Below are 24,390 nucleotides of genomic sequence, written 5' to 3' on the forward strand. Positions count from 1 at the left end.
GATACCCGGGTCAGCTACCCCCAAACGCCGCTTCCAGGTGCCGCGGGTGATGGCAGGCCGCCGCATGCGCGGGCTCATGCGTCACCAACACCGGCTCCTCCGCGGTGCACACTTCGGTGGCCCAGCGGCACCGGGTGTGGAAGCGGCATCCCGACGGCGGGTCGATCGGGCTGGGGACGTCCCCTTCGAGGATGAGCCGCTCCCGCGCGGAGTTGCGTCGAGGGTCCGGGATCGGCACCGCGGACAGCAGTGCGTTGGCGTATGGGTGAAACGGCTTGTCATACAGATCGTTTGACATCCCGGTCTCGACGATCTTGCCGAGGTACATGACGGCCACCCGATCCGACACATGCCGCACCACGCCGAGATCGTGCGCGACGAACAGGTAGGACAGCTTGAACTCGTCCTGCAGGTCCTCGAGGAGGTTGATGATCTGCGCCTGCACCGACACGTCCAGCGCCGAGACCGGTTCGTCGGCGATGATCAGCTTCGGGCGCAGCGCCAGCGCCCGCGCGATGCCGATCCGCTGGCGCTGTCCACCGGAGAATTCATGGGGGTAGCGGTTGATGTGCTCGGCCTGCAACCCGACCCGGTCCAGCAGGTCCTGGACCTTGCGCTTGACGTCGCCGCCGCCGGCCAGGCCGTGCAGTTCCATCGCGTCGCCGATGATCTGTCCGACCCGCTTGCGTGGGTTCAGTGAGGCGAACGGGTCCTGGAACACCATCTGGATGTGCCTGCGGATGGGGCGCAGTTCCCGTCGCGACCGGCCCACCAGTTCCTGGCCGTCGAAGCGCACCGACCCCGAGGTCGGCGTCAACAGCTGCATGATCAGCCGGCACAGTGTGGACTTGCCGCAGCCGGACTCGCCCACCAGCCCCAGGGTTTCGCCTTCGTGGAGCACCAGGCTCACCCCGTCGACGGCGCGCACCCGCGCGACCTCGCGTTCGATGACGGCGCCCGCCTTGATCGGGAAGTGTTTGACCAGGTCGGTGACTTCCAGAAGCGGTTCAGTCATGAGGCGACCGGTTTCCGCAACCCGATCCGGCCGTCGACATCACGCAGTGTCGACTTCTGTTCCGGTTCCAGCCAGCACCGGTCCAGGTGCTCCGGGAACCTCCGGGGTTCCAGCGGTGGCGGGGTGTCGCAGGCCTCGAAGGCGTGCGGGCAGCGCGGGGCGAACCGGCAGCCGGAAGGCAGTGACAGCAGCGACGGCGGGGCGCCGCCGATCTGCGGCAGACGGCTGTGCTGCGGCGCGTCCAGCGGCGTCAGCGAGCCGAAAAGCCCCCAGGTGTAAGGATGCTGGGGATCGTAGAAGATGTCGTCGACACTCGCGTCCTCCACCACATGCCCGGCGTACATGACCAGCACCCGGTCGGCCACCTCCGCCACCACTCCGAGGTCGTGGGTGATCAGGATGACCGCGAGGTCACGCTGGGTGTTGAGGTCGTCGAGCAGCCTCAGGATCTGCGCCTGGATCGTGACGTCGAGCGCGGTGGTGGGTTCGTCGGCGATCAGCACGTCCGGTTCCAGCGACAGCGCCATCGCGATCATCACCCGTTGGCGCATACCGCCGGAGAATTCATGGGGGTAATCACGCACCCGCCGTTCAGGATTGGGGATTCCGACCGAGCGGAGCAGTTCGATCGCCCGGTCCCGGGCCTCGGCGCGGGAGACGTCGCGGTGGGCCCGGATCATCTCCGCGATCTGGTCACCCACCCGGTACACCGGGTTCAACGAGGTCATCGGATCCTGGAACACCATGGCGATGTCATTGCCCCGCACCTTGCGCAGGTCGTTGTCGCTGAGCGTCACCAGATCCGTGCCGCGGTAGCGGACCGAGCCCCCGATGGTGGCGTTCGGCGCCCGGGTCAGGCCGATCAGCGTCTGGGCGGTGACGCTCTTACCACTGCCGGATTCGCCGACGACGGCCAGTACCTCACCGGCGGACAGGTCGAACGACACGCCGTCGACGGCGTGCACCATGCCGTCCTGGGTGGCGAAACCGACTCGTAGGTCATTGACTTCGAGGATGGGGCTCATACCGGTGCCGCCTCTCCCAATCGGATGCGGGGGTCCAGGAATGCGTACGCGATGTCCACCAGCGTGTTGAACAGCACGATGAAGAAGGCGCCGAACATCGTGACGCCCATCAGCGGAGGCAGATCCAGCGAGCCGATGGCCTGCCCGGCGTACAAACCGACACCGTTGATGTTGAACACCGTCTCGGTGAGGATCGCTCCCCCGCCGACGACGGCCCCGAAATCCAACCCGAACAGGGTCACGATCGGGATCATCGAGTTGCGCAGCACGTGTTTGATGCGGACCTGACGTTCACTGATTCCTTTCGCGCGGGCGGTACGGACGTGGTCGTCGTTCATCACGTCGAGCATGTTGGAGCGCAACACCCTGCTGTAGAAGCCCACGTAGAGCACCGCCAGGGTGATCCACGGCAGGATCAGGTGATACGCCCAGTCCAGTGGGTCCTTGGTCAGCGGCACGTAACTGCTGGTGGGGAACAGCTCAGCTTTGAAACTCAAGTAGTACAACAGAATTGCCGCGAGCCAGAACACCGGCATCGAGATACCGACCAGGCTCAGCACCGTCAGCGCCCGGTCGGTGAGTTTGCCCGCGTGCACCGCGCTCAGATAACCGAACCAGATGGCCAGCGCCATCCACAGCACCGCCGCACCCACGCACAGCGACAGCGTGGCGGGCAGGCCCTTCCAGATCTGGTCCACGACGTTGAGCGAGCTCGCGTACGAGGTGAGCTCTCCGGTGAAGATCTGCTTCATCATCGTCAGGTACTGCACCGGCAGCGGCTGGTCGAGACCGAGGTCGGCGTTGACCCGCGCGATGAGTTCGGGGTCGGCGTTCTTGCCGGCGATGCGCGCCGCCGGATCGGAGTTGGGGATGACGTTGAAGATCAGGAACACCAGAATCGAGATCGCGAACAGCACCGCGACCATGCCGATCACCCGCCTGGCGACGAAACGAAGCATCAGTGCTCCATCCGGATCTTGGCGCGGGGATCGAGCGCGTCGCGCAACCCATCGCCGAACACGTTGAGCGACAACACCGTCAACACGATCAGCAGACCGGGGACGATCGTCAGATGCGGCGCGGTGTAGATCGTCTGGTAACCGTCGGCGATCATGGTGCCCCACGACGCGTTCGGCGCCCGCACACCCGCACCGAGGAACGACAGCGCCGATTCGAGCAGCATGTTGTTCGCGATGTTCAGCGTGAAGAACACGATGATGGTCGACACCACATTCGGCAGCAGTTCGGTGAACATGATGCGCAGCGGCCCCTTGCCCTGAGCCACCGCCGCTTCGATGAACTCCTTCTCCCGCAACGCCAGCACCTCACCGCGGATCGGCCGGGCCATGTACGGCACGTACACCAGGCCGATGATCAGGATCGGGATCCACAGCGAGTCCCCGGCCACCTGCACGTCGCCGATCTTGAAACCGCCCAACGCAAGTGCGGTGCCCAGCGCGATACCGAGCAACAGCACCGGGAAGGCCCACACCACGTCCATGACGCGTGACAGCAGCGCATCGATCCAGCCGCGGTAGTAGCCGCACACCAGGCCGACGAGGACCGCCAACACCGTGGTGATCGCCGCGGCGGCCACCCCGATGTAGATGGATGTCCGCCCGCCGTACATCAACCGCACCATCACGTCACGGCCGTTCTGGTCGGCCCCCAGCAGGTAGCGGCCGTGCAGTCCGGGTCCGATCGGTGTGCCGTCGGGTGATACGACGTCGGTTTCCTTGCCGTCGATCATCACCGTGTCGGTGATGTGGTTCTCGTTGGGTCCGGTGTGCGCCACGTGATCTGCCCACAGCGGCGCCGCCAGGCAGAACACGACGATCAGGACGAACAGCACCCCGAAGCCCAGCGCCACCTTGTTGCGGCGCAGACGTAACCACGCCAGGTACCACGGGCTCCGGCCCCGGATCTGCTCGGCCGGAACACCGGTGGGCAGCACCGGTTCCCCGGGTGCCTCCACCGCATCAGTAGGAGTGGCCATTTACTTGATGGCGAGCGCGGACCAGTCCTGGTTGAACAGGAGATGGCTGTAGGCCTTGTCGAAGTCCATCCGTTCGGAGACGAATGTCGTGTACTGCTCGTTGCCGTACGGCGCCCACACCGCCTGCTCCATATAGGCCTTGTCCAACGCCGCGTACTGCTGCTCGGTGTCCCCGTCGGTGAGCTGCTTGGTCAGCAACTCGTTCATCTTGGCGTCCAGCGCGGGGATGGAGGCCCGGGAGAAGTTGTTGCCGTTGGTGGGCAGGATGGCGTCGCTGTTGAGCAGCGGACGGAAGAAGTCGTCCGGGTGCGGGAAGTCCTGGAACCAGTTGGAGAATCCGGTGTCGAGGTCCGGCGTGGACTGGTTGCCGATCGTGGTGAAGTAGACGTCACCGGCGATCACTTTCAGCGTGGCGTTGAATCCCAGCTGGTTGAGCAGATCGTGGTAGTACTCGCCGATCCGCTTGCGGTCAGGCTCGTCGTTGGTCCAGACCGTGATGTCCTTGTCGGCCGGATTGGCCTGAGCCAGCAGCTCTTTGGCCTTGTTCATGTCAGGTCCCGGGTACAGCTTGTACTCCTCGTAGCCGGGCATTCCCGGCGGGAGGATCTGCTGGGTGGCGTGCATGCGACCGCCGAACACGCGGTTGAGGGCTTCGGGGTCGATCGCGTAGTTGATCGCCTGGCGCACCCGCACGTCATTGAAGGGAGCGGTCTGGTTGTTCATCCAGAAGTAGTAGGTGTTGATCGATTCCTCGAGCCGGAACCGTTCTCCGAAGCGGGTTTTGACCTCTTGGAGCCGGTCGGCGTCCGGCGGGTCGACCATGAAATCGATGGTGTTCTGCTCCACTCCGGTCACCTGGGCGGAGTTGCTCTTGTTCTGGGTGACCGTGATCTTGTCGACCTGGGCGTCGGCCACTTCGGTGGCGCCGGCGGATTTGACGGTCTCGAAGTTGGGGTTACGTTCCAGCGTCAACGTCTGGGGGGCTTCCACATTCGTGATCATGAACGGCCCGCTCGACGGCGGCGGATTGTTGGTGGTGTCATCGGCCAGCGGGGTGCTCGGCGGAACCGGCGCCGAGAACATCAGCGCGAGCACGTTCTCGAAGGTGCCGTTGGGCGCGTCGAGGGTGATGGTGATGTCGCCGGTGGCGTCGTCGGTGACGATGCCGGAGATGGTGTCCGCGGATCCGTCGGCGTATTGGGGCGCGCCGACGATGCCGCTGAAGAACACCGAGCCACCCGAGTCGGCCTTGAACAGCCGCTGGATCGCGTAGGTGAAGTCCGACGCCTTGATGGGCGTGCCGTCGGAGTACAACATGTCCGACCGCAGCTTGAGCTTGTAGGTCTTGCCGTCGGGCGAGACCTCGGGCATCGCCTCGGCCAGGCCGGGCACCACCTCGGTGCCGTCCTCGCCCTTGGCGTGCTTGTAGGTCAGCAGCGGGGTGTAGACGTTGTAGAGCGTCTCCCACCCTTCGACGGTGTACGACAGCTGCGGGTCGATGTAGTCGGGGAACGACGTCATCGAGATGTTGATCTCGCCGCCCCCGGATCCCGAGCTGGATCCGCCGCCCGCGTCGTCGTCTCCGCCACACGCGGCGACACCGAAGGCGGCGACGGTGGCGATGCAGAACAGGACAGCGGTTTTGCGCAGGGTGGTGCGCAGGGTGCTCATCGGGCTCCTCAGTTGGTTCCGCGGGGCGTGGGTGTACTGCGACCGGTCGGGTTCCGGTCCACGTTTACGCCTCGATCAGGATTCGAGGAGCCATCTTGGACGAGAAAAACAGTTTTGGCTCGCTAAGGATTGAAATTTTTCCCGTTTCACAGAGTTTTGACAGGAAACATTCCTGTAATTAGCGCCCACGCAACCGGTTGGTAGAGCGCCGGGGGCGTGGGGTATCTGTAGGGGGTGACCTCACCTGTTTCGGCGGAGCTTCCGCCCCCGCCACCCACCACACCGGCGCGCACGGCTGCTCGTCTGGTTCTGGCCGGCGCCATGGTGTTCGCCGGACTGAGTCACCTCTTCTGGGGCCGTCAGGAATTCCAGGCCCAGGTGCCGAAATCGCTCCCCATGGATCCGGACGGCGTGGTGATGGCCTCGGGTGGCGTGGAGATCGTGCTCGGTGCCGGTCTGGCACTTCTGCGCCGCGACCGCGTGCTGGTGGGCCGGCTGCTGGCGGCGTTCTTCGTGGCCGTCTTCCCCGGCAACATCGCGCAGTATGTCAACAAGCGCGACGGCTTCGGCCTCAACAGCGACACCAAGAGGTTCGTGCGACTGCTGTTCCAGCCGGTTCTGGTGGCGTGGGCGCTGTGGTCAACCGCCGCCGCTAAGCCTCGTCGGTAGCCGACCGATCCGCTTCGTCCAGCGCGCTGACCGCGATGCCGTAGGGCAGGAACCGCACCTTCCGCGTGGCGTCGGTGTTGTGTTTGTTGGCGCGGAGGGCGTCGAGTTCCGTGGCGAACACCTGCTCCACGGTCGCTGAGCCGTCCTCGGTCACGGTGTAGATGGCCCACACCCCGTCGCCGGTATCGCCGGTGGTCTCGGGCTCGGGCCGCGGCCGGTGACCGCCCTGATCGAAGAACATGTTCCAGCCCCCACGCTGGCCACCGGTCTCGAACACCCGCCCGAACGCTTCGCGCAGACCTTCACCGGCTTCCCGGACCATGCGATCGAAGTCCTCGGGATCGAAGCCGAAGGGATTATTGCTGCTGCTCATGACTCCAGTGTGCCACCGGCCCCCACCACCTCGCCCAAACGTGAGTTTGGGCCCGAAAGTGCGAGACGAAACCGGAATTACGTCGGTCTCGGCGCTGCCGCGGCGTCGCACACGGCGCTCAGCCAGCTCATCCACTCGTCGTCAACGGCGAACTGTGCCGCCTCCGGCCCGTAGAGGTAGACGCTGACATTGACCATGGTCTGGCCGCCCACGGTGCAGGTGCCAGCCACCAACACCCCGGCGGTGGGTTCCGTGAGCCGCATCAGCAGCTGCCGGAACCTGTGATTCTGCTGCGTCTGCTCCACCGTACCCAGGATGCGCGGGGTGCCGAGCGAGAGGACGTCGCCCACATCTGCCTCGCGGGCGCCGAGCGCGTCGACCAGCGCCTTCCACACGTGCGCTTCGGTACCGGACGGTGACGCGCCGACGTTGACGGTCGCGGCCGGCTCACCCGCGTGATCGGCCAGGTAGATCCGCAGGACCTCGAAGAACGTCGGCCAGCCCCTCTCGAAGCTCTCCAGTTCGTCGTCCCAGTCGTCGCGGTCGGTGAACAGGCTGTGCACCATCCGCACCACACACTGATCACCGCTGCGGCTGGTGACGGTGACCTCGGTGGCCACCGGCGGCGCCTCTCCACTCCAACCCACCTCTTCGTAGGCGAACCGTGTGGGCGGCTCCCAGGCCGTCACCGGTCCCGACGAGGTTGTGCCGTCCCCGAAGTCGAATTCAACTGTGCCCCCGACGTATTCGCCTATGGTGGCGGGGGCGAACCAGGCGCTGCACCCGGGGCCCGTCGCGATGGCCTGCCACACCTGTTCCGGCGACCCGGGAACGACGACCCCCACCTCGACCCAGCGGCGGCCGGATTCGTCTTTGTGCATGGGCATGTGGCGCTCCTCAGTTGGTGGAGTTCGGGGTTGGATAGGCACCGACCACCAGGCGATACGTCCGAGCGCCCGGCGCGCCGGCATTGTGGTACTTCGAGACCAGCGCAGCGACGGCGCCGGCGAGGTCGTCGGTGAACGCAGCCCTGTCGGCGGGAGAGGCGAAACTCAACTCGGTGTCGACCGCCAGGGTCGCCAGTCGCTTGTTCTGCTCGCGGGCCGCCCGCCAGAGCCCCCCGACTTCGCGGACCGTCCGTGCGGCCACGGCGATCAGATAGCTGGCGGACAACCGGTCCGTCATACGTCCCGGGTCGGCTCCGGCCGGGCCCAGCGCCGCCGGTGAGACGACATACGACGAGGCCGTGGCGACAAGCATCCGCTCTTTGATCCCGCCCCACCTGCGTTCGTCGGCGACGGTCACCAGGTGGTGGTCTTCGAGCGCGCGCAGGTGGTAGTTCACCTTTTGGCGGGCAAGGCCCAGTCGCGAGGCCAACACCGCCGCGGACGCGGGTTCGCCCAATTCGGCGAGGATGCGGCTGCGAATGGGGTCCAGCGCGCTCGCCGCGGCGGCCGGGTCTGCGATCACATCGACGTCGAACACCATTCGATGGTCAGCCTTGACAAATGTTTTTGTCAACGATCAGGGGAATGGCTGCTGCGACTCCCGGTTCGGCACCTGAATAGGAATCGGCACCGGTAGGAACGGGATGTTCAGGTGCGTCGTCGTCATCGGCGGCGGAGTGGTTGTCGGTGTCGTGGTTGTCGGTGTCGTGGTCGTCGGTGTTGTGGTCGTCGTCGTGGTTGTCGGTGTCGTGGTCGTCGTCGTGGTGGTGGTTGTGGTGGTCGTCGGAGGCGTCGTCGTGGTGGTGGTGGTCTCCGGCGGCGGTGGTGGGGGCGGCGCCTGGCTCGGGGTGATGGTGACGTACGTCGTCTCCGGCGGCGGAACGTACGTCGTTTCCGGCGGCGGCGGGGGCAGCGTCGTCTCGGGGGGCGGTGGCGGCGCTTGGGTGGTCAGCACCGGGGGCGCGATGCTGGGCGGGGTGGTCGGCTCCGTGCTCGACGAGTCGGTGGTCAGCGTGTAGGCCACACCGCCGAGAGCCACCACCGCGATCAGCGCCGCGGCGGCCAGCGCCAGTTGCGGGAACCGGAACCGCGACGTGGGTTCTTCGAAGGTGCCCGTCGCCGGGGTGTACTCGATCTGGGGCCGGGCTCCGGTGTTCATCGCGTACGGGTTCGGCGCCTCGTACGGGCTTTGATAATCACCTTCGTAGGGCACCGGATCGGCCGCGCTGTCGTCGTCCTGCGACCAGGCTAGTGCCCGGAACGTCGAGGATCCCGGCGCGTTGGGATCCGCCGCCCAGCCCGCTACACCGATCCCCGACGTGGCCGCCTCACCCAGAGCCGTCGACAACCCGGTGGGTGCGTCGGCGTCGGGCCCACGCGCGGCGATCAGTGCGGCGCCGACGGCGATGTCCAGCGCCGGCATCGGTGTCGTGACCACCGGCGCAGAGGATCGCTCGGAAAGCCGCTGTGTGACAAGTGGAATGGAGGCGCCGCCGCCGACTGTGCCCACCGCGGTGATGTCGGACCAGTTGATCCGGTTGCGCCGCAGCAGATCATCGAGCGCGGCCAGCACACCCTCCAGAGCCGGCCCGATCAGGTTCTCCAGTTCGGCTCGCGTGACCCGGGACTCGGTGCTCACACCGGGCAGCTGCACATTCACCGCGGTGGCGGTTTCTGCAGACAAGCGTTCTTTGGCTCGACGGCATTCGTCGCGCAGCCGGGCCAGCGACCCCACTGCGGCGGTGGCCGACGGGTCGACGTCGCCGCGGTTGCCGATGTCGGCCAGCACCGCGGTCAGCAGGGCCTGATCGATCTGGTCGCCGGAGAAATCCAGGTGGCGCACGGTCTCGGTGACCGGACGGAAGCCTGCCGCGGCATCGGCCAGGGTGATGCTGGTGCCGCTGCCACCGAAGTCGAGCAGTGCGACGATGCCGTTGGCGGCCAGGCCGGGGTTGACCTGCAGCGCGGTCAACGCGGTCACCGCATCGGACATCAGCCGGGGCAGCACGCCACTCGGGGCGAGTTTGCGGTCGCCCCGCAGCGCCGCCTCGAGAGCGCGGACGGCGGTCGGCGCCCAGTGCGCGGGCACCGCGAGGACGACGTCGCTGTTCGGACCGGGGCCTCCGGCGGCGTCGGCCATCGCTCCCAGGGCCTCGACCAGCAGCTGGTCAGCCTGGTGGGGCGAACCGTCGACGGCGACCAGCGGCACCGGGTCACCGATGCGTTCCACGAAACCACGCAGGACGAGGCCGGGCTCGGTGAGATTCGGATTGTCCGACGGCAGACCCACCTCTGCGGGACGGTGCCCATACAGGGTCAGCACGGAGCGGCGCGTCACGGGCTGAGCTCCGACACGCGCCGCGACCAGGTTGGTTGTTCCGATAGACAACCCGAAAGGGTCGCTCACTAGTTGCACCTTGTGTTCACCGGTAAGTGGCGGTCGAGAGGCCACCCTAGCCGCTACGGGCAGCGTGCGGGCAACTCGACACCCCGCCCCGCGCAATCTATGAGGCAGCTATGCGCGGCAACCACGCCAACGGCAATTCGGCCATGGTGACAAATCCCGCGGGTGCGGCACACACGGCGGGGACTGCGTTGACGGCCTGCATGGCGGTCGCGACACTGGCCGCGTGCACGTGTTCGCTCAGTGGCACGTCGCGCCGGAAACTGGCCAGTGTCACCACATGTGCTTGCAGCGACGGGCTGCCCTCGATGGTGATCGTCCAGCCGTGTTGCGGTGACGGCCAGTGCTCGGGTTGACGTTGACCGAGCATCCACAGTGTTTCGACCTGGATGACCGTGTGGCCTGCGCGCCGGCCGGACCAGCGCCACCGCTGCCCCGCGACAGTTCCCGCTTCGAGTGTGCGACCGAGGAATTCGCCGTCGACCTCGGCGGGAACGATCTCGAGTTCGGTGGCCACCTCGTCCAGATCGGCACCGAGTGCATCGCCGAGCAACCAAACCTGTTGTTGGAAAAGCTCACTGGTGTAGCGCAGCGACGGGCTGTCGACGCTGACATCAGCAAGCTCGGCGCCGAACATCATCTGACCGAAAGTGATCTCGGCACTGTCGTACATCGACCAGTCGGCGCGTTCCTGAATGGTGACCTGTTCGATCTCGCGGCACATCCCCGCCATGGCGAGGGGCAGGACGGCGCCCAGATTGCCGGGGTTGAGCCCAGTTCCGTGCAGTGAGCTGTTTCCGCGCTTGCAGGCCTCGAGTAACTGGGGCGCGCCCGCCCGCGCCTGGTGAAATGCGAAAGAGGTGGTCACCACGTTGATACCGGCCGCCAAGAGGTGGCAGACCTCGTCCACTGACGGCGTGCGCGGGGTGTAGAGCACACAGTCGACGGGCCCGGCCAGTGCGTCCTGCAGGGATGTGGTCGCGGTGACGCCTACTGACTCTTGCCCGATCAGGACACCGGCGTCGACGCCGTTCTTGTCCTCGCTGAATGCCTTGACCCCGGCCAATTCCAGATCGGGGTGTTCGAGGATGCCCCGCAACGATTCACGGCCGATCTCTCCGGTGCCCCATTGCACCACCCGATACGGCACGGGCTCAGACCACGGTCAGCGGCAAGGACTTACGGGCCTCGAACTGGAACGTCGCTCCCCCACTGAATTTCGCGACCTCCACTTCGGACAGTTCCTTTGCCTTGGTGTCGCGGTGCTGCAGTTCCAGCGTCCAGTCGTCGTCGGTACCGCTGAGCTGAACGCCGATGTAAGGGTCCACCGCAGTCGCGACAGCCTCGAGCGGTCGTGTTGATGCCGGCGTGCACAGCGAGATCCACGAACCGTCGTCGTGAGCCGCCGACCGGCGCACGTGTACACGACCATTTTCGATCTCGGCGTCAACGTAACCCGCCGGGTTCAGCAACGGGTGCAGTTCGAGGACTCGTTGCACGCCGGCAACACCGTCGGGCAGGCTCAGCGCCCTGTGAATACGTTCGGCGGCCACCCCGGCCAGACCGGTGAGCTGTTTGGTGCAGATCTCGGCGGCCAGCGCGTCGTCGGCCCGCTTCTTCACCGCGACGATGAAGGACAGGTTCAGTAGGTGCATCTGCAGACAGATCTCGTCGGCCATGCGCACCAGCGCAGAATGGGAGAACGCCGCGAAGTCGAAGTCGGCCAGCAGCGCACCCGAGTAGTCTGACTGTCCGTGGTCACCCGCCTCGATGGGCGCCAACTCCCAACTGGCAGCCCGGCTTTCGTTGACCAGAGCCAGATGAGGGTGATCCTCCACCGGCGGATGTGAATCGTCGATGATCACCGTCCACGCGCAATGCGGGTGACGATCGGCCGGAACCCGCGGCGGCCGGTGGATGGGGCGGATCTGGGCGCGGCGGTTGGTGGCCACCGCCGTCGCGTCGAACGTCGGGTCCTCGATGTCGTGGCACATCCCGCGCACGTAGTCCTCGCCCATGGGCTCGACGTCGAGCAGCGCGCCGCAGTGATCGAGGTGGAACTCCCCGTTCCACCGGTTATGCACGGTGTAGCGGAAGTCCATGAACTGCGGCGGGGCACCGATATCGAGTTGCAGACCCTTGAAGATGGTGATGACGTCGACGCCCTCGTAGTTCAGCGCCTTCTGCATTCGCCGGGTGTAGATGGGGCTGGCACCCATCCACTCCTCGATGGCCACCTGAAGCATCTCTTCGCGTCCGAAATTACTGATGCACCAAGCCATTCCGGAGCGGTCGATCAGCTGGCCGATGAGCAGGAGCTCAGGCACCAGGGTGGCGAGTTCCTGCCTGGACAGCGAGGCGTAACGGCTGTGGGCTGCAGTCACGCCCCAAACATAGACTCGACAATGTTATAAAGTCAACGATGACAAGTGTAGCCCCCACCCGGAAGACGTCCGCCCCTCGCAAGCGCGGCGATGACACGCGGGCCAAGATCATCGACGAGACGGTGAACTGCATCGTCGAGGAGGGCTTCCCCGCCGCGACGGCCAAACATGTGGCCGAACGCGCCGGCGTCACGTGGGGCGTCATCCAGTACCACTTCGGCGACCGGAATGGCCTGCTCATGGCCGTGGTGGACGACGGAGTGGCCAAACTGCTGGACAGCCTGTCGACGGCTGAGGTCAGCGACCTACCGCTGGCGAAGCGCATCGAGACCGTCGTCGACATCGCTTGGAACTGCTACAGCAGCCCCACCTCACTGGCGGCGTTCGAGATTCTGCGGGCCACCCGCGGTGAGGCTTCGATGCGTCATCTGCTGGAGATGAACGACGCCATCAGCGGTCTTGGGCGGCTGATCTCCGATGATCCCGCCCACCACGACGTCGCCGAAGTCATCTGGGCCGCGCTGCGCGGCATGGTGCTCGCCGAGATGATCGTCAACCAGTCCATCGACTGGCAGCGTGAACGGCGCACGCTGGTGGAGATGGTGATCCGCTACCTCAGCTGAGACGATCGGCCACCGAGACGACGCGCTTGGCCAGGTGATCCAGGGCGGCAAGGGTGGCGTCACTCAGCTCCGCCTTGTTCTCGGGTCCGGTGACGTGCCCGACGCCGTACGGGTTGCCGTCGGCGAATTTCAGCCCGTCGGTGTACCCGGGCGGGACGATGATCCCGCCGAAGTGCATGAGCGAAATGTAGAGCGCCAGCAGGGTGGTCTCCTGCCCGCCGTGATCGGTTTGGGAGGACGTGAATGCCGAGTACACCTTGTCGGCCAGCTTGCCCTGCGCCCACAGCCCGCCGAGGGTGTCGATGAATGCGCGGAACTGTGAAGCCGGCGACCCGAATCGGGTGGGCGTACCGAAGATGACGGCGTCCGCCCACACGATGTCGTCACCGGTGGCAATCGGAAGATCTTTGGTCGCTTCGTAGTTGGCCACCCAGGCGTCGTTCTTACTGAACGATTCGGGGTCCCGCGTCTCGGCGATATGCCGCAACCGAACCTCGGCACCGGCAGCTTCGGCGGCGTCGGCCACCCGCTGCGCCATCCTGGTGCCGTGCCCGGTCGCCGAGTAGTAGATGACAGACAGTCTGCTCATGTTTCGGATGCCTCCTTCGGCGGGGAAAGCTTGCTCACCAACGCGTTACCGACGATACCCACCGCGATCATGCCGATACCGGCGGCGTCGGGCAGCGCATCGGTGACGAGTGCGAAGATTCCGGCGATGAGGACGAACATCGGCAGCCAGTCGAACAGTTTCAGCAGCGACGGCGGCTGGTCCCCGGATGCCCGGTCCGGGTAGTACTCGGTGAACGCGATCGCGAAGAAGAGGGCCGCCAACTGCAGAACCCACGCTGTCCAGAAGTTGCCGGGATCGTGGAGAACCGCGTCGCCGACGAAGCCCATCACCGCGTTGAAGACGAACGCACCCGCCCACACCGTTGAGATCACGTAGTTGATCTTCAGGAAAAGCGGGCTGTCCCAATACTCTTCGGGTGTCTCCTTCTTGGCGTAGGCCAGAGTGAAAGGCCGGCGCGCGATGATGGTGGCGATGACGAACACCGCCAAGACGATGTTGGTGCACTCGCCCGCCCAGACCTCGAGGAACTCGATGGTGGCATCGTCGACGACCAGCCCGATGACGGCCAGGATCGCGAAGAACAAGACACCCAGCACGTCGAGCGCGTAGACACCGAGACCGCGGCGGTGGCCGAGCCACAGAGTCAGCAGAGCGAGACCGAGCGCGACGCAGACGGCCACCTCGAATTGCCCCGGTGTGGACAGCACCGAGAACAAGATCCATGGCGCAATACCCGACAGCGGCGACCTCAAGTACCCGTCGAGGAGTTTCGTCACGCTGTGACCTTATGGTCGAAAGCCGGCTCCGCAACTCGTTCTGCTCAAGTGAAACTAGAACGTGTGCTAATTGTTCTTGCATGGGTGATCGCGAAGACATCGAACGTGTGAAGTATCAGTACTTGCGGGCACTGGACACCAAGCACTGGGCCGACTTCGAAGACGCGCTCACCGAGGACGTGGTGGGCGACTACGGCTCGTCCGTCGGGGAGGAGCATCACTTCACCGATCGCGCGTCGCTGGTGGAGTACATGCGGTCGTCGCTGCCCGCGAACGTCATCACCGAGCACCGGGTGACCCACCCGGAGATCGTCGTCGACGGCGATACCGCCACAGGGACCTGGTACCTACAGGATCGGGTGATCGTGGCCGACTTCGACTTCATGTTGATCGGTGCGGCCTTCTACTCCGACACTTACCGGCGCACCCCTGCGGGGTGGAAGATCGCGTCGACGGGATACCAGCGCACCTATGAGGCGACGATGTCGTTGAAAGGGTTGGACTTCAAGCTGACGCCCGGTGCCGCGCTGGCGCTTTAAGCGGTTTCGGTGTTCTCCGGGGCCGAGCTGGCGGTTGTTCACCGAGGAGTAGCCACCTTGGTTGCCGGCGTTGGTGGTGCGTCGGACAGCCGGTTTGACGATCACCTTGTAACTGGTCCTGCAGTGAGGGCGGCGGGTTTGTGGTGTTCGGAGGGGTTTCTCGTTTCTGCCCCACGCGCTGCCGGAGGGGGACCATGTGCGCAGGCGCCCGGCTACAAGCGACTACTCAGCGACAGCGATGACCGCGCCCGGCCGCAGCCACTGCATGATCGACACCAGAGTGGCGTCATCGATCGCGACGCACCCGGCCGTTGGTCCCCCGTCGGTGCTGTGCACAAAGAAGGCGCTGCCCTTGCCGGGGACCCGGTCTTTGTTGACGCCCATCACGATGGCGTGGGCATACTGCGGGATCTGCAGATTCTCCGTGCCGCCGGACAGGCTGAACGGGCACTGGTCTTTCGGGCAGACCTGCATGGTGTTGTAGGTGGGGCTGTTCACGTCGCCGTCCCACCAGTGATCGGGTCCGACCTGGACATACTTGAGCCCGCCACCCGGACTCGGCGCCGTGCCGAAGGCGAAGTCCAACGTGTAGATGCCCGTCGGGGTCAGCATCGATCCCTCGTAGTGGTCGGGCGACATGCCCTTGGACCCCACCTTCGCCGCGATGCCCGCACTGACCAGTTGCCAGCCCGCGCCGTTGCGCTGCCAGACATCCATTTTCGCGTCGGAGCCGCCGGTGCCCGTCACCGCGAGCACCTGCGTGGCGTTGCCGACACTGTTGGCGAACCACGGGTTGTACTGCCCTTGTCCGATCGGCGCCGAGATCAGCGCCAACATCGTCGCGCAGGCGGCAGCGCAGAGCACGCGGAGTAGTCGGCGCATCCCTTAATCGTTCGGGGCGCCGCCGTCGACGGTCAAGTCAAGGTTTCGACACGATTGGGTCTTGTTCTGGAGACTGGGCGTCAGCCTCGCCCGTCGACCTCAACGCCACTGCCGCGATCACAAGCACAGAGCATCCGACATTGGCCCTCAAACCTCACGGGGCGGCGGAAGCTGCAAACCCTTCCAGATCTGCAACACCGACGTTAATCCCTCGGCTCGTCGCTGAGCGCCGGCGGGCGATCGGGGCGGCGGTAGGACGGCCACGCCGCATAAATCTTGTCACCGATCTTGATGTGCGAGCTCCGGAAGAACGCTATTACGACGAAACAAGAGCCGAAAACGAGAGCGCCGAAAGTGGCGTCCTTCCAATCTGGCACCTGAGAAATGAATAGACATACAACGAAAAATGCTGCGCCGCACCAAAAGAATCGGCGTTTGATCGAGTCCGGCGACAATACCGCCGACTTCCACATCGCGAACTCACTGCCGATCACGCCAACTGCGAGGCCCGCGGTTCCGATCCAAAACCACACGCGCGCAGCGGGAACGGCGCCGCCCACTGCGAGGTGATAAATGTCTGACATGTCCTAACTTCCGCGCGCAGGTGCTAGCCGAGTTGTCGGCGCCCGGTTGCGTTCTTGATGCAACGGGGCGTCAGTCTCGTGTTTCATCGCTGAGAGCTGGCGGGCGATCGGGGCGACGGAGATTGGGAAAGGCCGCGTAGATCCGGCCACCAACCTTGACGTGTCCAGTCCAATTGAAGGCGATCGCGATAAGTCCGAGCGCTATGCAGATGCCGAAGAACAAGCCCGACCGCCAATCCGGCAGCTGCGAAAGAAAGAACATCACCGCAGCCAGCGAACCGCTGACCCAGTACACCCGTCGCTGAATGGAGTCAGGTGAGAGCGTGGAGGACTTCCAAAGCGGGAACCACCCGCCTAACGTTCCTATCCCCATCATTGCGATACCGCACCAGAAGAAGGCAGATGCCATCAAATTCTTCAGCCCCCTACGGTCGATTTCGGTGGGTCGAAGGCGCTCCCAATAGTGCCGCCGATGTACTCACCAGTCTCACTAGAGAGATACGCGATCACACCGACTGCGATTGCCGCGGTCACCGGATTCGAGAAAGAGCCAGCGAGGGCCACCCCGCCTGCTGTTCCTCCTGCACCGAGGAGGAACCCGCCGACCGCGCTGCCGGAGTTTCTCATTCCGTCGCTCGTTCTGGGTGTTGGTGAAGCCTGCCGCGGTACACGAACGGCTGGCGCCAATCCGTACGACCTCAACGTCGACTTGCACGATCACCCCCAGTTAGCAAACGGCTATCGCCGAGCGTACTAGTGGTTCGGGGGTGGTCAATTCACCTTGAAAACAGAGTGAGACCTGACGCCCTAGTGATGAAATCCCTAGATGAAGAATGGCAGGTTGAGCTTTCGCCTACACCATCGAACCAAGACTGGCCGTCAAACGGATCCGCGCCGGGGGACTCTTGGCGAGAGTTAACTCGCCCAGAACTAGATAATCCGGGCGGTGCTGAAACCATCGCAGGGCCTGGGCCGCCGTCACCGGTGGGGCACGGCGGCAGGTCCGCTTCGCGGCGGGCTTGGCTCAGTTGGCCCGGGTCCTGGCGACGCACTTGTCGTCATCTCGCTTGCTCTCGCACTAGTGGCGACAACGCTTGGCCATCAGCACTTGTTTTCGGGTGCGAGACGAGCAAGAACCGCCTCAGGCGGATCTCGACAAAAAGTTTTCCCGAGCTGGAAAGCAATCAAAGGGAACCCGACTGGTGTCGTTAAGAAGCGTAACCTCAGCAACAGCCTGAGCAGTCGCAGGCGCTGCACGCAATACGTCCGTAGCGCAGTCCACGCTCGACACCCACTCGAGGCAGTCGCCCGACAGTTACTGACTTGACCTCCGGATAGATCGGTTCGCATATCGACGATCCCCGGCGTGGAGAGTCGCACTCCCTCGACTCGCAGCCGCTCTTTCGGGCCGTCATGGACCGGACGGTTGCGGGCAGGCCAAGCCCGCTGTCAGTCCCGCGCCTCCTTACTGAGGGCCGGCGGCCGGTCAGGGCGACGGTAGGACGGCCACGCCGCGTAAATCGTGTCGCCGATCTTAATGTGAGAGCTGCGAAAGAAGGCGAGAACGACGAAGGAAAACCCGAACAGACCGACTGCCATCGAGCCTTCCTTCCAATCAGGCATCTGTGACAGCAGCAGGCACACGAGGAAACCAGATACGCCTGCCCAATAGCACCGCCGTTTGATCGCTTCTGGAGAAAGCCTCGCAGATTTCCACATTGCAAACTCGCTGCCGAGGAACCCAATCACTAAGGGAATAAGACAGATCCAGAACCAACCACTCCCGGTGAGCCCCGGCCCATCGGCGATGTAGATGGTTTCGTTGATTTCCATGTCTTAGCCCTTCGGCACTAGTCGAGCTGCCTGCCAACTGCACCGCCCGCGGCTTTTCCGCCAAGCCCACCCGCAGCGCCAGCGATGATCACCAGCGCAGCTGTCGTCCACGGCCCGGTGACTGAGGCGGCGCCGATCCCGACTAGCCACGCTGCACTGGTCCCGCCCGCGAACCCACCCGCAGCCTCACCAGCCTTCTCCCACTTGTGCTCACCGCCTTGCAGGAATTCGTTGAGAGCGACGGCAATTTGGATGACATCCGTTGCCCGGGTAATGCGGCCGGCCACCTTCCCGAAAACTTCCGCATCCGAGGCGGTGAGGAAATCGGTGTAGCGCGCATGGCTGCCACGCGGAATCCCATCCGCGAACTCTTCGGCTCCTGTCGCTGCATTACCCATAGTTCCAGAGACCTCAGACAGCACCCGCAGTGCACCATCCGGTGACATCCCCGCCGCGGTGAGTCCGTTGTAAGCCTCCCTCACGACCGCGGCTCTACCCGCAACTTCGCCGTCGTTCATGAGTTGGGTGGCTTGGTCCGGGGTGAGGGGCGGAGCGCCTGAGTAACCCTGCTCGAATTGCCGTTGCAGTTCGAGTCGAGCTTGCGCTCGGGCGCGTGCATCGACTCCGGTCAGTGGGTCTCGTGGTAGCGGGCCCACGAAGTGGGCCATACGGAAGTCATCGAGTCTTTGTGCTGCCAACTCTCTAGCGTCAGCACTGGCCGCAGGGTTGGCAGTGATTGCGAAATCCCGCAATCGTGCTTCGGCTGCGGCCTTTTCAGGAGTCATGGGGCCGCCGCCGTTCACGAGCGCTTCGTCCTTGGCGCGCTGGTTGGCGTCGTAGTGTTCCGGCGCGGTGCGCCCCCGCTCCTCGGGACTGATCTCACCATCACCGTCCACGTCCTCAATAGCGGCGGGGTCATAGCCATGCTTGAGCCGCAAGTCGAAAGCTGCGCTTTCGAGCTTGTCGGTATAGGTGTCGCGGATCCGCTCGACCTCTCCGAGGGCGGAGCGCGTAGCTTCTTCTGCTTGGTCAAGCAGACCGGAGTAGTCCTCGTCATTCGCGATCGCCACGCCAACCGATGCGTCAAGTGATTCGAGGCTGCTGTTGAGGCTCTCGATCTTGGCGGTGGATTGCGACTCCGCCTCGGCCAAATCCGCCGCGATGTTCTGCAGATCAATTGCGATCGCAGGGAGTTGCTCCGATTGCACGAAAAGCCGGGTCACTGCCCGCTGAACCTCGGCGGAGTCATCGATTGGACGCTCGCCGTTCTCCCCGTTCCAGGACGCCTGAAACCGCTCACGCGCTTGGGCGAACTCCTTGAACGTTTCCTCGGTGCAAGCGGTTGCGTCTCGAAACGCGGTGGCTAGCTCCGCAATCTCCCCCGGATCGCCGCTTTGTAACGTCTCATCGGCACGCCACGGATCGCCTACGGCCAACAACATCCCCAAGGGGATGTTGTTCAGGCTTGGGTAAGTTGCCACGCCACCGCCCGGAGCGCTTCAGCGTTGCGGCGTTCCATATCGACGAATGCCGACGCCGCGACATGGGCCTTATCGCCGAGCACGCCCAGTCGCCGCTCGTGATTACGCAGGCGTTCCACATGCTGCGAGTGCGCCTCAGACAGGATGCCCTCGAAGTCGCCAGCAGCAGCAAAGCCACCGAAGATGCCAGAACCCACCGCACGACGAGCGAGCTTCTGAGCGCCCTCATCTGCGAGACCCGCCGCCGTGTAAGAACGATTCGCGCCCGTCCGCATGACTTCGACGTCAACTTGCACGATGACCCCCTGATAGCAAACACGTACATTCCGAGCGTACTAGGGCTTTGCGGGTCGTCAATTCACCAATCGCGCCCAGTAAGCAAATCCGGTCGCCGACGAGTCAGGGCATCTGAGTTAACAAGAACGTCCCGCCACCCCCAGCCTCTCAAGACACAGGTAAATGGCGGGAGGATCGTCGGCGATACCATCGAGCAATGACTGGCTCACCATACGGAGTCACGCCGGGGGGCTCCTGGCAACCGAACCCACCCGGTGTCCCTCCGCCTGCAGCGAAACCTCCCAACAGAGTGACGATTGCCGCTCTCGCCGTTGCGATTACTGCAGTTGCCGTGGCGGTGGGTTCGTGGTTTCGCCCCGAGGGCGCGGCGGACGCCCCTGCGGCAAACAGTGACACCACGTACAGTAAGCAGGAAATTGCTGACGCAAAAACTGCCTTATGTGAAGCACACGCGTTAGTCGGCAGAGCAACGCGGACCGCCGCTTCTCGGCGTAGCGATGACCCCACAATCGCGTACATCGTCGCGACTAATGTTCGCCTTAGCGCTTCTGCGAGCTCTGACTATCTCCTGCAGAAATTAGTCGATTATCCTGCTGCGCCATCAAACGTGTCGAACGGTCTCCGAACTCTCGCCGTCACCTACCAAAAGACCACGTTATTGAATCTGGCCGACGCTGAAGAGACGGAACTCGACGCCGCCTATGACTTGCTCGATGAAACGGATGCCGAAGTGGCGAAGGCCTGCCAGTGAATGGCGATCCGCCCGGCGCATGGTCAGAAGTTCTATTGGGGATGCTGAGCGTTCATCATTGACTGTGTCATCGTCGCAACGCCGAGCATCCATCCGAGACAGCTTCGACGACTTTCAGCATCGCCTCACGAACACCCGAAATGGCCCCTTATCGCCGCAGGAGGGTAGCTCTGCAAAAGAGGCTGGCGGGGAGTGTTCTCGCAGCCGAGACACACGCCGAACGTTTCAGGAAGAACAGCGTGACTCTGAATCTTATCGGGAAGTCGCGAATGCACTTTAAGGTTCTCCTCGGGGTACCGAGTCAACCCCCAGCCTCAAGAGATAGGTGAATTGCAGGAAGGATCATCGGCGATACCATCAAGCTATGACTGGCTCACCATACGGAGTCACGCCGGGGGACTCTTGGCAACCTCCACCACCCAGCCCACCCTTCGGTTCTCCGCCCGCGTCCAAGCAGTCCCGAGTCTTGGTAATCGCCTCTATCGTGATTGCTGTTCTTGCGACAGCAGTCGCAATTGGTTCCTGGTTCCGACCTATTCAAAATACACCGCCAGCAGAGCTCTCTGATCCCGCAGAGCAATACAGTTCTGAGGAGGTTGCCGGAGCAACTGATGCGATTTGCGGCGCCTATCATAAGGTCGATAAAGCAATCACCACAGCAGGTGGTCAAACTAGCGATGATCCGAACGTGCGATTCATCATTGCCGTCAACGCACGAGTGACGATTCTCGCCAACGCAATTCATCTAAGAGAGGCCTTGGCGGATAATCCATCTCTACCACCTGGCATTGCCCGAATATTCCACGATATGGCGTCGGCGTACGACGAGATCCTGATGGGTCAACTGTCAGACGCTCCGTCCGAGTCCTTCGAGGAGGCGAATGCGAAGCTTGACGCCGCCGACGCGGAAGCGCTCGAGGTCTGTACATGAGGGATCTTCCGCCGGACAAATGTTCCGACTTGCTGGTCGGAGGCTGGTGGCCTAGTTTTCGTTGCACCGAGACCACAGTGCATTAGCTTCGAACCAGATCGCTATTGCGACTGCATACGGGGACTACGGGAGCCTATTGAACTCAATGCTGCCTGGCCCTCTTTCTGATCTAGAGGGCTTCACCGCTGAAAGCGCCCAAGGCGCTTTCGACAGGGAATGCGGTGGCGCTCCGCAAAATTCTCCTGATCGACGCTTTGTAACGTCTCACCAGAACGCCACGGACCGCTTGCGGCCAACAACATCGTTAATCGAATGTGGTTCAGGCTTGGGCAATGCCACGCCGCCCAGAGCGCTTCAGCGTTGCGGCGATCCGACACCGCGACATGGACCTTGGCGCCGAGCACGCCCAGTCATCGCGCGTGATTACGCAGGCGATCCACATGCTGCAAGCGCGCCTCCGAAAGAGGGTGCTCTCGAAGTCGCCGGCAGCAGCAAAGCCACCGAGGATGCCAAATCCACCGCACGACGAGCGAGATTCTGAGCGGCCTCATCTGCAAGACCCGCTGTGCACGACGGTTCTCACCAGTTCGCAGGACCTCGACGTCAACTTGCGCGACAACCCTGCTATCAAACGACTATGGTCCGACCGTATTAGCGTTCTTCGCTGATCAATTCACCAATCGTGACCGCCCGTGACACCGAAGGGGGATCATTCGCGATTCAGAGGTGCCGGCCAGAACGAAGTCGGGCTTCGCTCGTGAGCTAACAGGTGAATGGCAAATCCGGCTATCGACGCTACCATCGAGCCATGACTGGCTCACCGTACGGAGTCACGCCGGGGGGCTCATGGCAACCGCCGGCCGGACCACCGCCCCAGGGTCCTCCACCCCCTCAGAAGCGACCTAACGCGTTAACGGTCGTTTCATTGGCGGTCGCCGCAATAGCAACTGTGGTCGCAATCGGGTCGTGGTTCCGTCCAGGAGACGAGGCGAAGCCCGTCTCCTCTCCACACCAGTACAGCCAAGAAGATGTTGAGGCGGCTCAGAACCACATGTGTGAGGCTTACCGCAAAATATTTGCCGCGATCAACGAGGCCGGCGGCCGCTCCAGCGACGATGCGAATTTGAACTTCACAATTGCCGTAAACACCCGTCTAGCGATTCACGCCAACTCGGATTACCTGAAACAAAAATTGGCCGAGAACCCAGCCACGCCGGCTGAGTTGGCGAAAACTTTTGAGGACATGTCGGACGCGTACGACGAAATTCTATTAGCGCAGCTCGCTAGCGCACCTGAAACCACGTTCGATCCTCTCAACGAGAAGCTCGACGCAGCGGACGCAGCGGCAGCACGGGCGTGCGGATGAGCAACGATCCTCCAGGTCAGTGGAGTGATTTGTTAGTCGGTCCATGGTGGCCGAGCTCCCAATCTACAGATGCCGCTCTCACGTCAAGCAGGAACCGAGCGTCCAACCGAGACACCTTCGAGGAATACGAACACGTTCTGATTCAGACACGTCATGGGCCACTCTCGGGCCAACTGGGCGCTACCGCTCTAGCTGCGGCCGACTCCTTCGATAGAGGCGAAAAGCAATCCAGAAGCATAAGTGAGAAGAATGAGGTGAAATCTAGCGCCTATCATAGCGCAGCCGAAGCGCTTGAAGGGCTTAGATCGGAATTACGTGGAATAGCCGCTCGCGGCAACCAAGAAATCGACAGGATTCAAGCGGACCAAACGATACTTGATAAGATCACGCCCACGCTTAGCACCATTCTGACAGCAAATAATGAAGCAGCCCAGAAGACCAACAACTGGGGGAATCAGATAAAGTCGGGAATCGAGAAGGTGCTCATTGCGGATGGCGACACAAGATCTCCCGAACAGTTCGCTCAGGCCAACGGGATAAACCTCAGACAGCCCGCAACCGCCGACACCACGGCTCTGACTGAGCAAGTGAAGTCACGACTGGCCACCAGCGCTGCGAACGAAAGTAACCAAGCGCCTGGCGAAGGACAATCTGCGCTAGCAGGGTCCGGTGCGGAGGACAGGGCAAATCTTCAATATGAGGGCCCGGCGGATGATGGAGTCCCCCAGCCAGTTGCAACCGGCCGCCTCGAGGCCAACCCCGGTCAGCAAAATAGCCCACCGCTGAACAGCATGTTGTCGGAGAGACTCGAACCTGCTCGCGTCGCTGATCACATTCTTGGCACACCCACCGCAAACCAAGGTCAGCCCGGCGCATCTATTTCAGCCCAACCGAGCCCTAGCACGATCGGCGCTGTGAGTGGAGGCGCGGGGCCGGCCAACGCCGGAGCCGGAACCCTGAGCGGGGCCACCGGCGGAAGCGGCATCGGCAACGCAGGCCTATCGTCCCCCGCCAACCTCGGCTCAAGTCCCCAGCCCCTGAGCCCGGAAAGCTTGGCACAGAGCTTCAACAGCGGCGTCCAGGCGGGAGCGCCGGCATCTGCCGGCGCAGAGGCACTGTCGCAGGGCATCTCCGACACCGTGCAGTCACAAGCCCCACAAAGCCCAGCCCCTCCACCACCACCGGTCGCCCCCACGGTCGCGTCCAGCGGCTTCGCCTATGAAGCGCCGCAGGTTTTTTCAGAGCCAGCCGCGCCACCCGCACCTGCAGAAG

25 protein-coding genes and 1 pseudogene are annotated in these 24,390 nt (G+C 63.7%); 6 read left to right on the forward strand and 20 right to left on the reverse strand.

Annotated features, from left to right (window positions below):
• Positions 1–10: 10 nt before the first annotated feature.
• The 5 genes from NL241_RS29530 to NL241_RS29550 are packed head-to-tail and all read right to left on the reverse strand — an operon-like array spanning position 11 to position 5,707.
• Complete coding sequence (locus NL241_RS29530; RefSeq protein ID WP_494395808.1) at positions 11–1,015, reverse strand: ABC transporter ATP-binding protein; 1,005 nt, start codon at positions 1,013–1,015, stop codon at positions 11–13.
• Entirely contained in the window at positions 1,012–2,040 is a 1,029-nt protein-coding gene (locus NL241_RS29535) for an ABC transporter ATP-binding protein (protein ID WP_494395809.1), read from the reverse strand. Before NL241_RS29535 ends, NL241_RS29530 begins: the two co-directional genes overlap by 4 nt.
• Positions 2,037–2,999: an ABC transporter permease gene (locus NL241_RS29540; protein ID WP_487693986.1), complete on the reverse strand. Its 963-nt coding sequence runs from the start codon at positions 2,997–2,999 to the stop codon at positions 2,037–2,039. Before NL241_RS29540 ends, NL241_RS29535 begins: the two co-directional genes overlap by 4 nt.
• Complete coding sequence (locus tag NL241_RS29545; RefSeq protein ID WP_487693984.1) at positions 2,999–4,036, reverse strand: ABC transporter permease; 1,038 nt, start codon at positions 4,034–4,036, stop codon at positions 2,999–3,001. Before NL241_RS29545 ends, NL241_RS29540 begins: the two co-directional genes overlap by 1 nt.
• Positions 4,037–5,707: an ABC transporter substrate-binding protein gene (locus tag NL241_RS29550; RefSeq protein WP_494395810.1), complete on the reverse strand. Its 1,671-nt coding sequence runs from the start codon at positions 5,705–5,707 to the stop codon at positions 4,037–4,039.
• 234 nt (positions 5,708–5,941) lie between these two features.
• Between NL241_RS29550 and NL241_RS29555 the strand changes: the two genes are divergently transcribed.
• Positions 5,942–6,376 carry a DoxX family protein gene (locus NL241_RS29555; RefSeq protein WP_487693981.1) on the forward strand — a complete coding sequence of 145 codons (435 nt, stop codon included), beginning with the start codon at positions 5,942–5,944 and terminating at the stop codon, positions 6,374–6,376.
• Here the strand turns inward: NL241_RS29555 and NL241_RS29560 are convergent.
• The 6 genes from NL241_RS29560 to NL241_RS29585 all read right to left on the reverse strand — a co-directional run bounded on the left by NL241_RS29560 (position 6,360) and on the right by NL241_RS29585 (position 12,484).
• Positions 6,360–6,749 (reverse strand): Rv0313 family protein, encoded by a 390-nt coding sequence (locus NL241_RS29560; protein ID WP_487693980.1) that lies wholly within the window; start codon positions 6,747–6,749, stop codon positions 6,360–6,362. The genes NL241_RS29555 and NL241_RS29560 overlap by 17 nt on opposite strands.
• Before the next feature lie 77 nt (positions 6,750–6,826).
• Complete coding sequence (locus NL241_RS29565; RefSeq protein ID WP_494395811.1) at positions 6,827–7,636, reverse strand: SRPBCC family protein; 810 nt, start codon at positions 7,634–7,636, stop codon at positions 6,827–6,829.
• A 10-nt stretch (positions 7,637–7,646) separates the two neighbouring features.
• The gene (locus tag NL241_RS29570; protein ID WP_494395812.1) at positions 7,647–8,234 is read right to left on the reverse strand and encodes a helix-turn-helix domain-containing protein; all 588 of its coding nucleotides are present in this window, start codon (positions 8,232–8,234) and stop codon (positions 7,647–7,649) included.
• 39 nt (positions 8,235–8,273) lie between these two features.
• Positions 8,274–10,103: an Hsp70 family protein gene (locus tag NL241_RS29575; RefSeq protein ID WP_494395813.1), complete on the reverse strand. Its 1,830-nt coding sequence runs from the start codon at positions 10,101–10,103 to the stop codon at positions 8,274–8,276.
• A 97-nt stretch (positions 10,104–10,200) separates the two neighbouring features.
• Positions 10,201–11,250 carry an NAD(P)H-dependent amine dehydrogenase family protein gene (locus tag NL241_RS29580; protein WP_494395814.1) on the reverse strand — a complete coding sequence of 350 codons (1,050 nt, stop codon included), beginning with the start codon at positions 11,248–11,250 and terminating at the stop codon, positions 10,201–10,203.
• Between the two features lie 4 nt (positions 11,251–11,254).
• Complete coding sequence (locus NL241_RS29585; RefSeq protein WP_494395815.1) at positions 11,255–12,484, reverse strand: hypothetical protein; 1,230 nt, start codon at positions 12,482–12,484, stop codon at positions 11,255–11,257.
• 38 nt (positions 12,485–12,522) lie between these two features.
• Here NL241_RS29585 and NL241_RS29590 point away from each other — a divergent pair, with 38 nt between their 5' ends.
• Positions 12,523–13,107 carry a TetR/AcrR family transcriptional regulator gene (locus tag NL241_RS29590; protein WP_494395816.1) on the forward strand — a complete coding sequence of 195 codons (585 nt, stop codon included), beginning with the start codon at positions 12,523–12,525 and terminating at the stop codon, positions 13,105–13,107.
• Here the strand turns inward: NL241_RS29590 and wrbA are convergent.
• Together wrbA and NL241_RS29600 are read right to left on the reverse strand one after the other, a co-directional pair.
• On the reverse strand, positions 13,100–13,696 hold the full coding sequence (gene wrbA / locus NL241_RS29595; protein ID WP_487696490.1) for an NAD(P)H:quinone oxidoreductase: 597 nt from the start codon (positions 13,694–13,696) through the stop codon (positions 13,100–13,102). The genes NL241_RS29590 and wrbA overlap by 8 nt on opposite strands.
• The gene (locus NL241_RS29600) at positions 13,693–14,454 is read right to left on the reverse strand and encodes a DUF3159 domain-containing protein (protein ID WP_494395817.1); all 762 of its coding nucleotides are present in this window, start codon (positions 14,452–14,454) and stop codon (positions 13,693–13,695) included. The genes wrbA and NL241_RS29600 overlap by 4 nt, the downstream gene beginning before the upstream one ends.
• A gap of 80 nt (positions 14,455–14,534) precedes the next feature.
• Here NL241_RS29600 and NL241_RS29605 point away from each other — a divergent pair, with 80 nt between their 5' ends.
• Positions 14,535–14,993: a nuclear transport factor 2 family protein gene (locus NL241_RS29605; RefSeq protein WP_487696492.1), complete on the forward strand. Its 459-nt coding sequence runs from the start codon at positions 14,535–14,537 to the stop codon at positions 14,991–14,993.
• A 222-nt stretch (positions 14,994–15,215) separates the two neighbouring features.
• Here the strand turns inward: NL241_RS29605 and NL241_RS29610 are convergent, their stop codons facing one another.
• The 6 genes and pseudogenes from NL241_RS29610 to NL241_RS29635 all read right to left on the reverse strand — a co-directional run.
• Positions 15,216–15,875 carry a L,D-transpeptidase family protein gene (locus NL241_RS29610; protein ID WP_494395818.1) on the reverse strand — a complete coding sequence of 220 codons (660 nt, stop codon included), beginning with the start codon at positions 15,873–15,875 and terminating at the stop codon, positions 15,216–15,218.
• A gap of 203 nt (positions 15,876–16,078) precedes the next feature.
• A complete protein-coding gene (locus NL241_RS29615; protein WP_494395819.1) occupies positions 16,079–16,459 on the reverse strand; it encodes a hypothetical protein in 381 nt (126 codons plus the stop codon).
• Positions 16,460–16,529: 70 nt separating this feature from the next.
• Positions 16,530–16,868 (reverse strand): hypothetical protein, encoded by a 339-nt coding sequence (locus NL241_RS29620; protein ID WP_494395820.1) that lies wholly within the window; start codon positions 16,866–16,868, stop codon positions 16,530–16,532.
• 1,040 nt (positions 16,869–17,908) lie between these two features.
• Positions 17,909–18,292 (reverse strand): hypothetical protein, encoded by a 384-nt coding sequence (locus tag NL241_RS29625; RefSeq protein WP_494395821.1) that lies wholly within the window; start codon positions 18,290–18,292, stop codon positions 17,909–17,911.
• Positions 18,293–18,309: 17 nt separating this feature from the next.
• Positions 18,310–19,773 carry a putative alpha/beta hydrolase gene (locus tag NL241_RS29630; RefSeq protein WP_494395822.1) on the reverse strand — a complete coding sequence of 488 codons (1,464 nt, stop codon included), beginning with the start codon at positions 19,771–19,773 and terminating at the stop codon, positions 18,310–18,312.
• A pseudogene (locus NL241_RS29635) lies at positions 19,752–20,006 on the reverse strand (DUF2563 family protein); the annotation flags it as partial. The gene NL241_RS29630 and the pseudogene NL241_RS29635, both read right to left, overlap by 22 nt.
• A 353-nt stretch (positions 20,007–20,359) precedes the next feature.
• Between NL241_RS29635 and NL241_RS29640 the strand changes: the two are divergent.
• Together NL241_RS29640 and NL241_RS29645 are read left to right on the forward strand one after the other, a co-directional pair.
• Positions 20,360–20,821 (forward strand): hypothetical protein, encoded by a 462-nt coding sequence (locus NL241_RS29640; RefSeq protein ID WP_494395823.1) that lies wholly within the window; start codon positions 20,360–20,362, stop codon positions 20,819–20,821.
• A gap of 484 nt (positions 20,822–21,305) precedes the next feature.
• Entirely contained in the window at positions 21,306–21,752 is a 447-nt protein-coding gene (locus tag NL241_RS29645) for a hypothetical protein (RefSeq protein ID WP_494395824.1), read from the forward strand.
• A gap of 179 nt (positions 21,753–21,931) precedes the next feature.
• Here the strand turns inward: NL241_RS29645 and NL241_RS29650 are convergent, their stop codons facing one another.
• On the reverse strand, positions 21,932–22,156 hold the full coding sequence (locus NL241_RS29650; protein WP_494395825.1) for a hypothetical protein: 225 nt from the start codon (positions 22,154–22,156) through the stop codon (positions 21,932–21,934).
• A 521-nt stretch (positions 22,157–22,677) separates the two neighbouring features.
• Here NL241_RS29650 and NL241_RS29655 point away from each other — a divergent pair.
• Complete coding sequence (locus NL241_RS29655; protein ID WP_494395826.1) at positions 22,678–23,118, forward strand: hypothetical protein; 441 nt, start codon at positions 22,678–22,680, stop codon at positions 23,116–23,118.
• Positions 23,119–24,390 lie beyond the last annotated feature (1,272 nt).

The organism is Mycolicibacterium sp. SMGY-1XX, assembly GCF_059132455.1.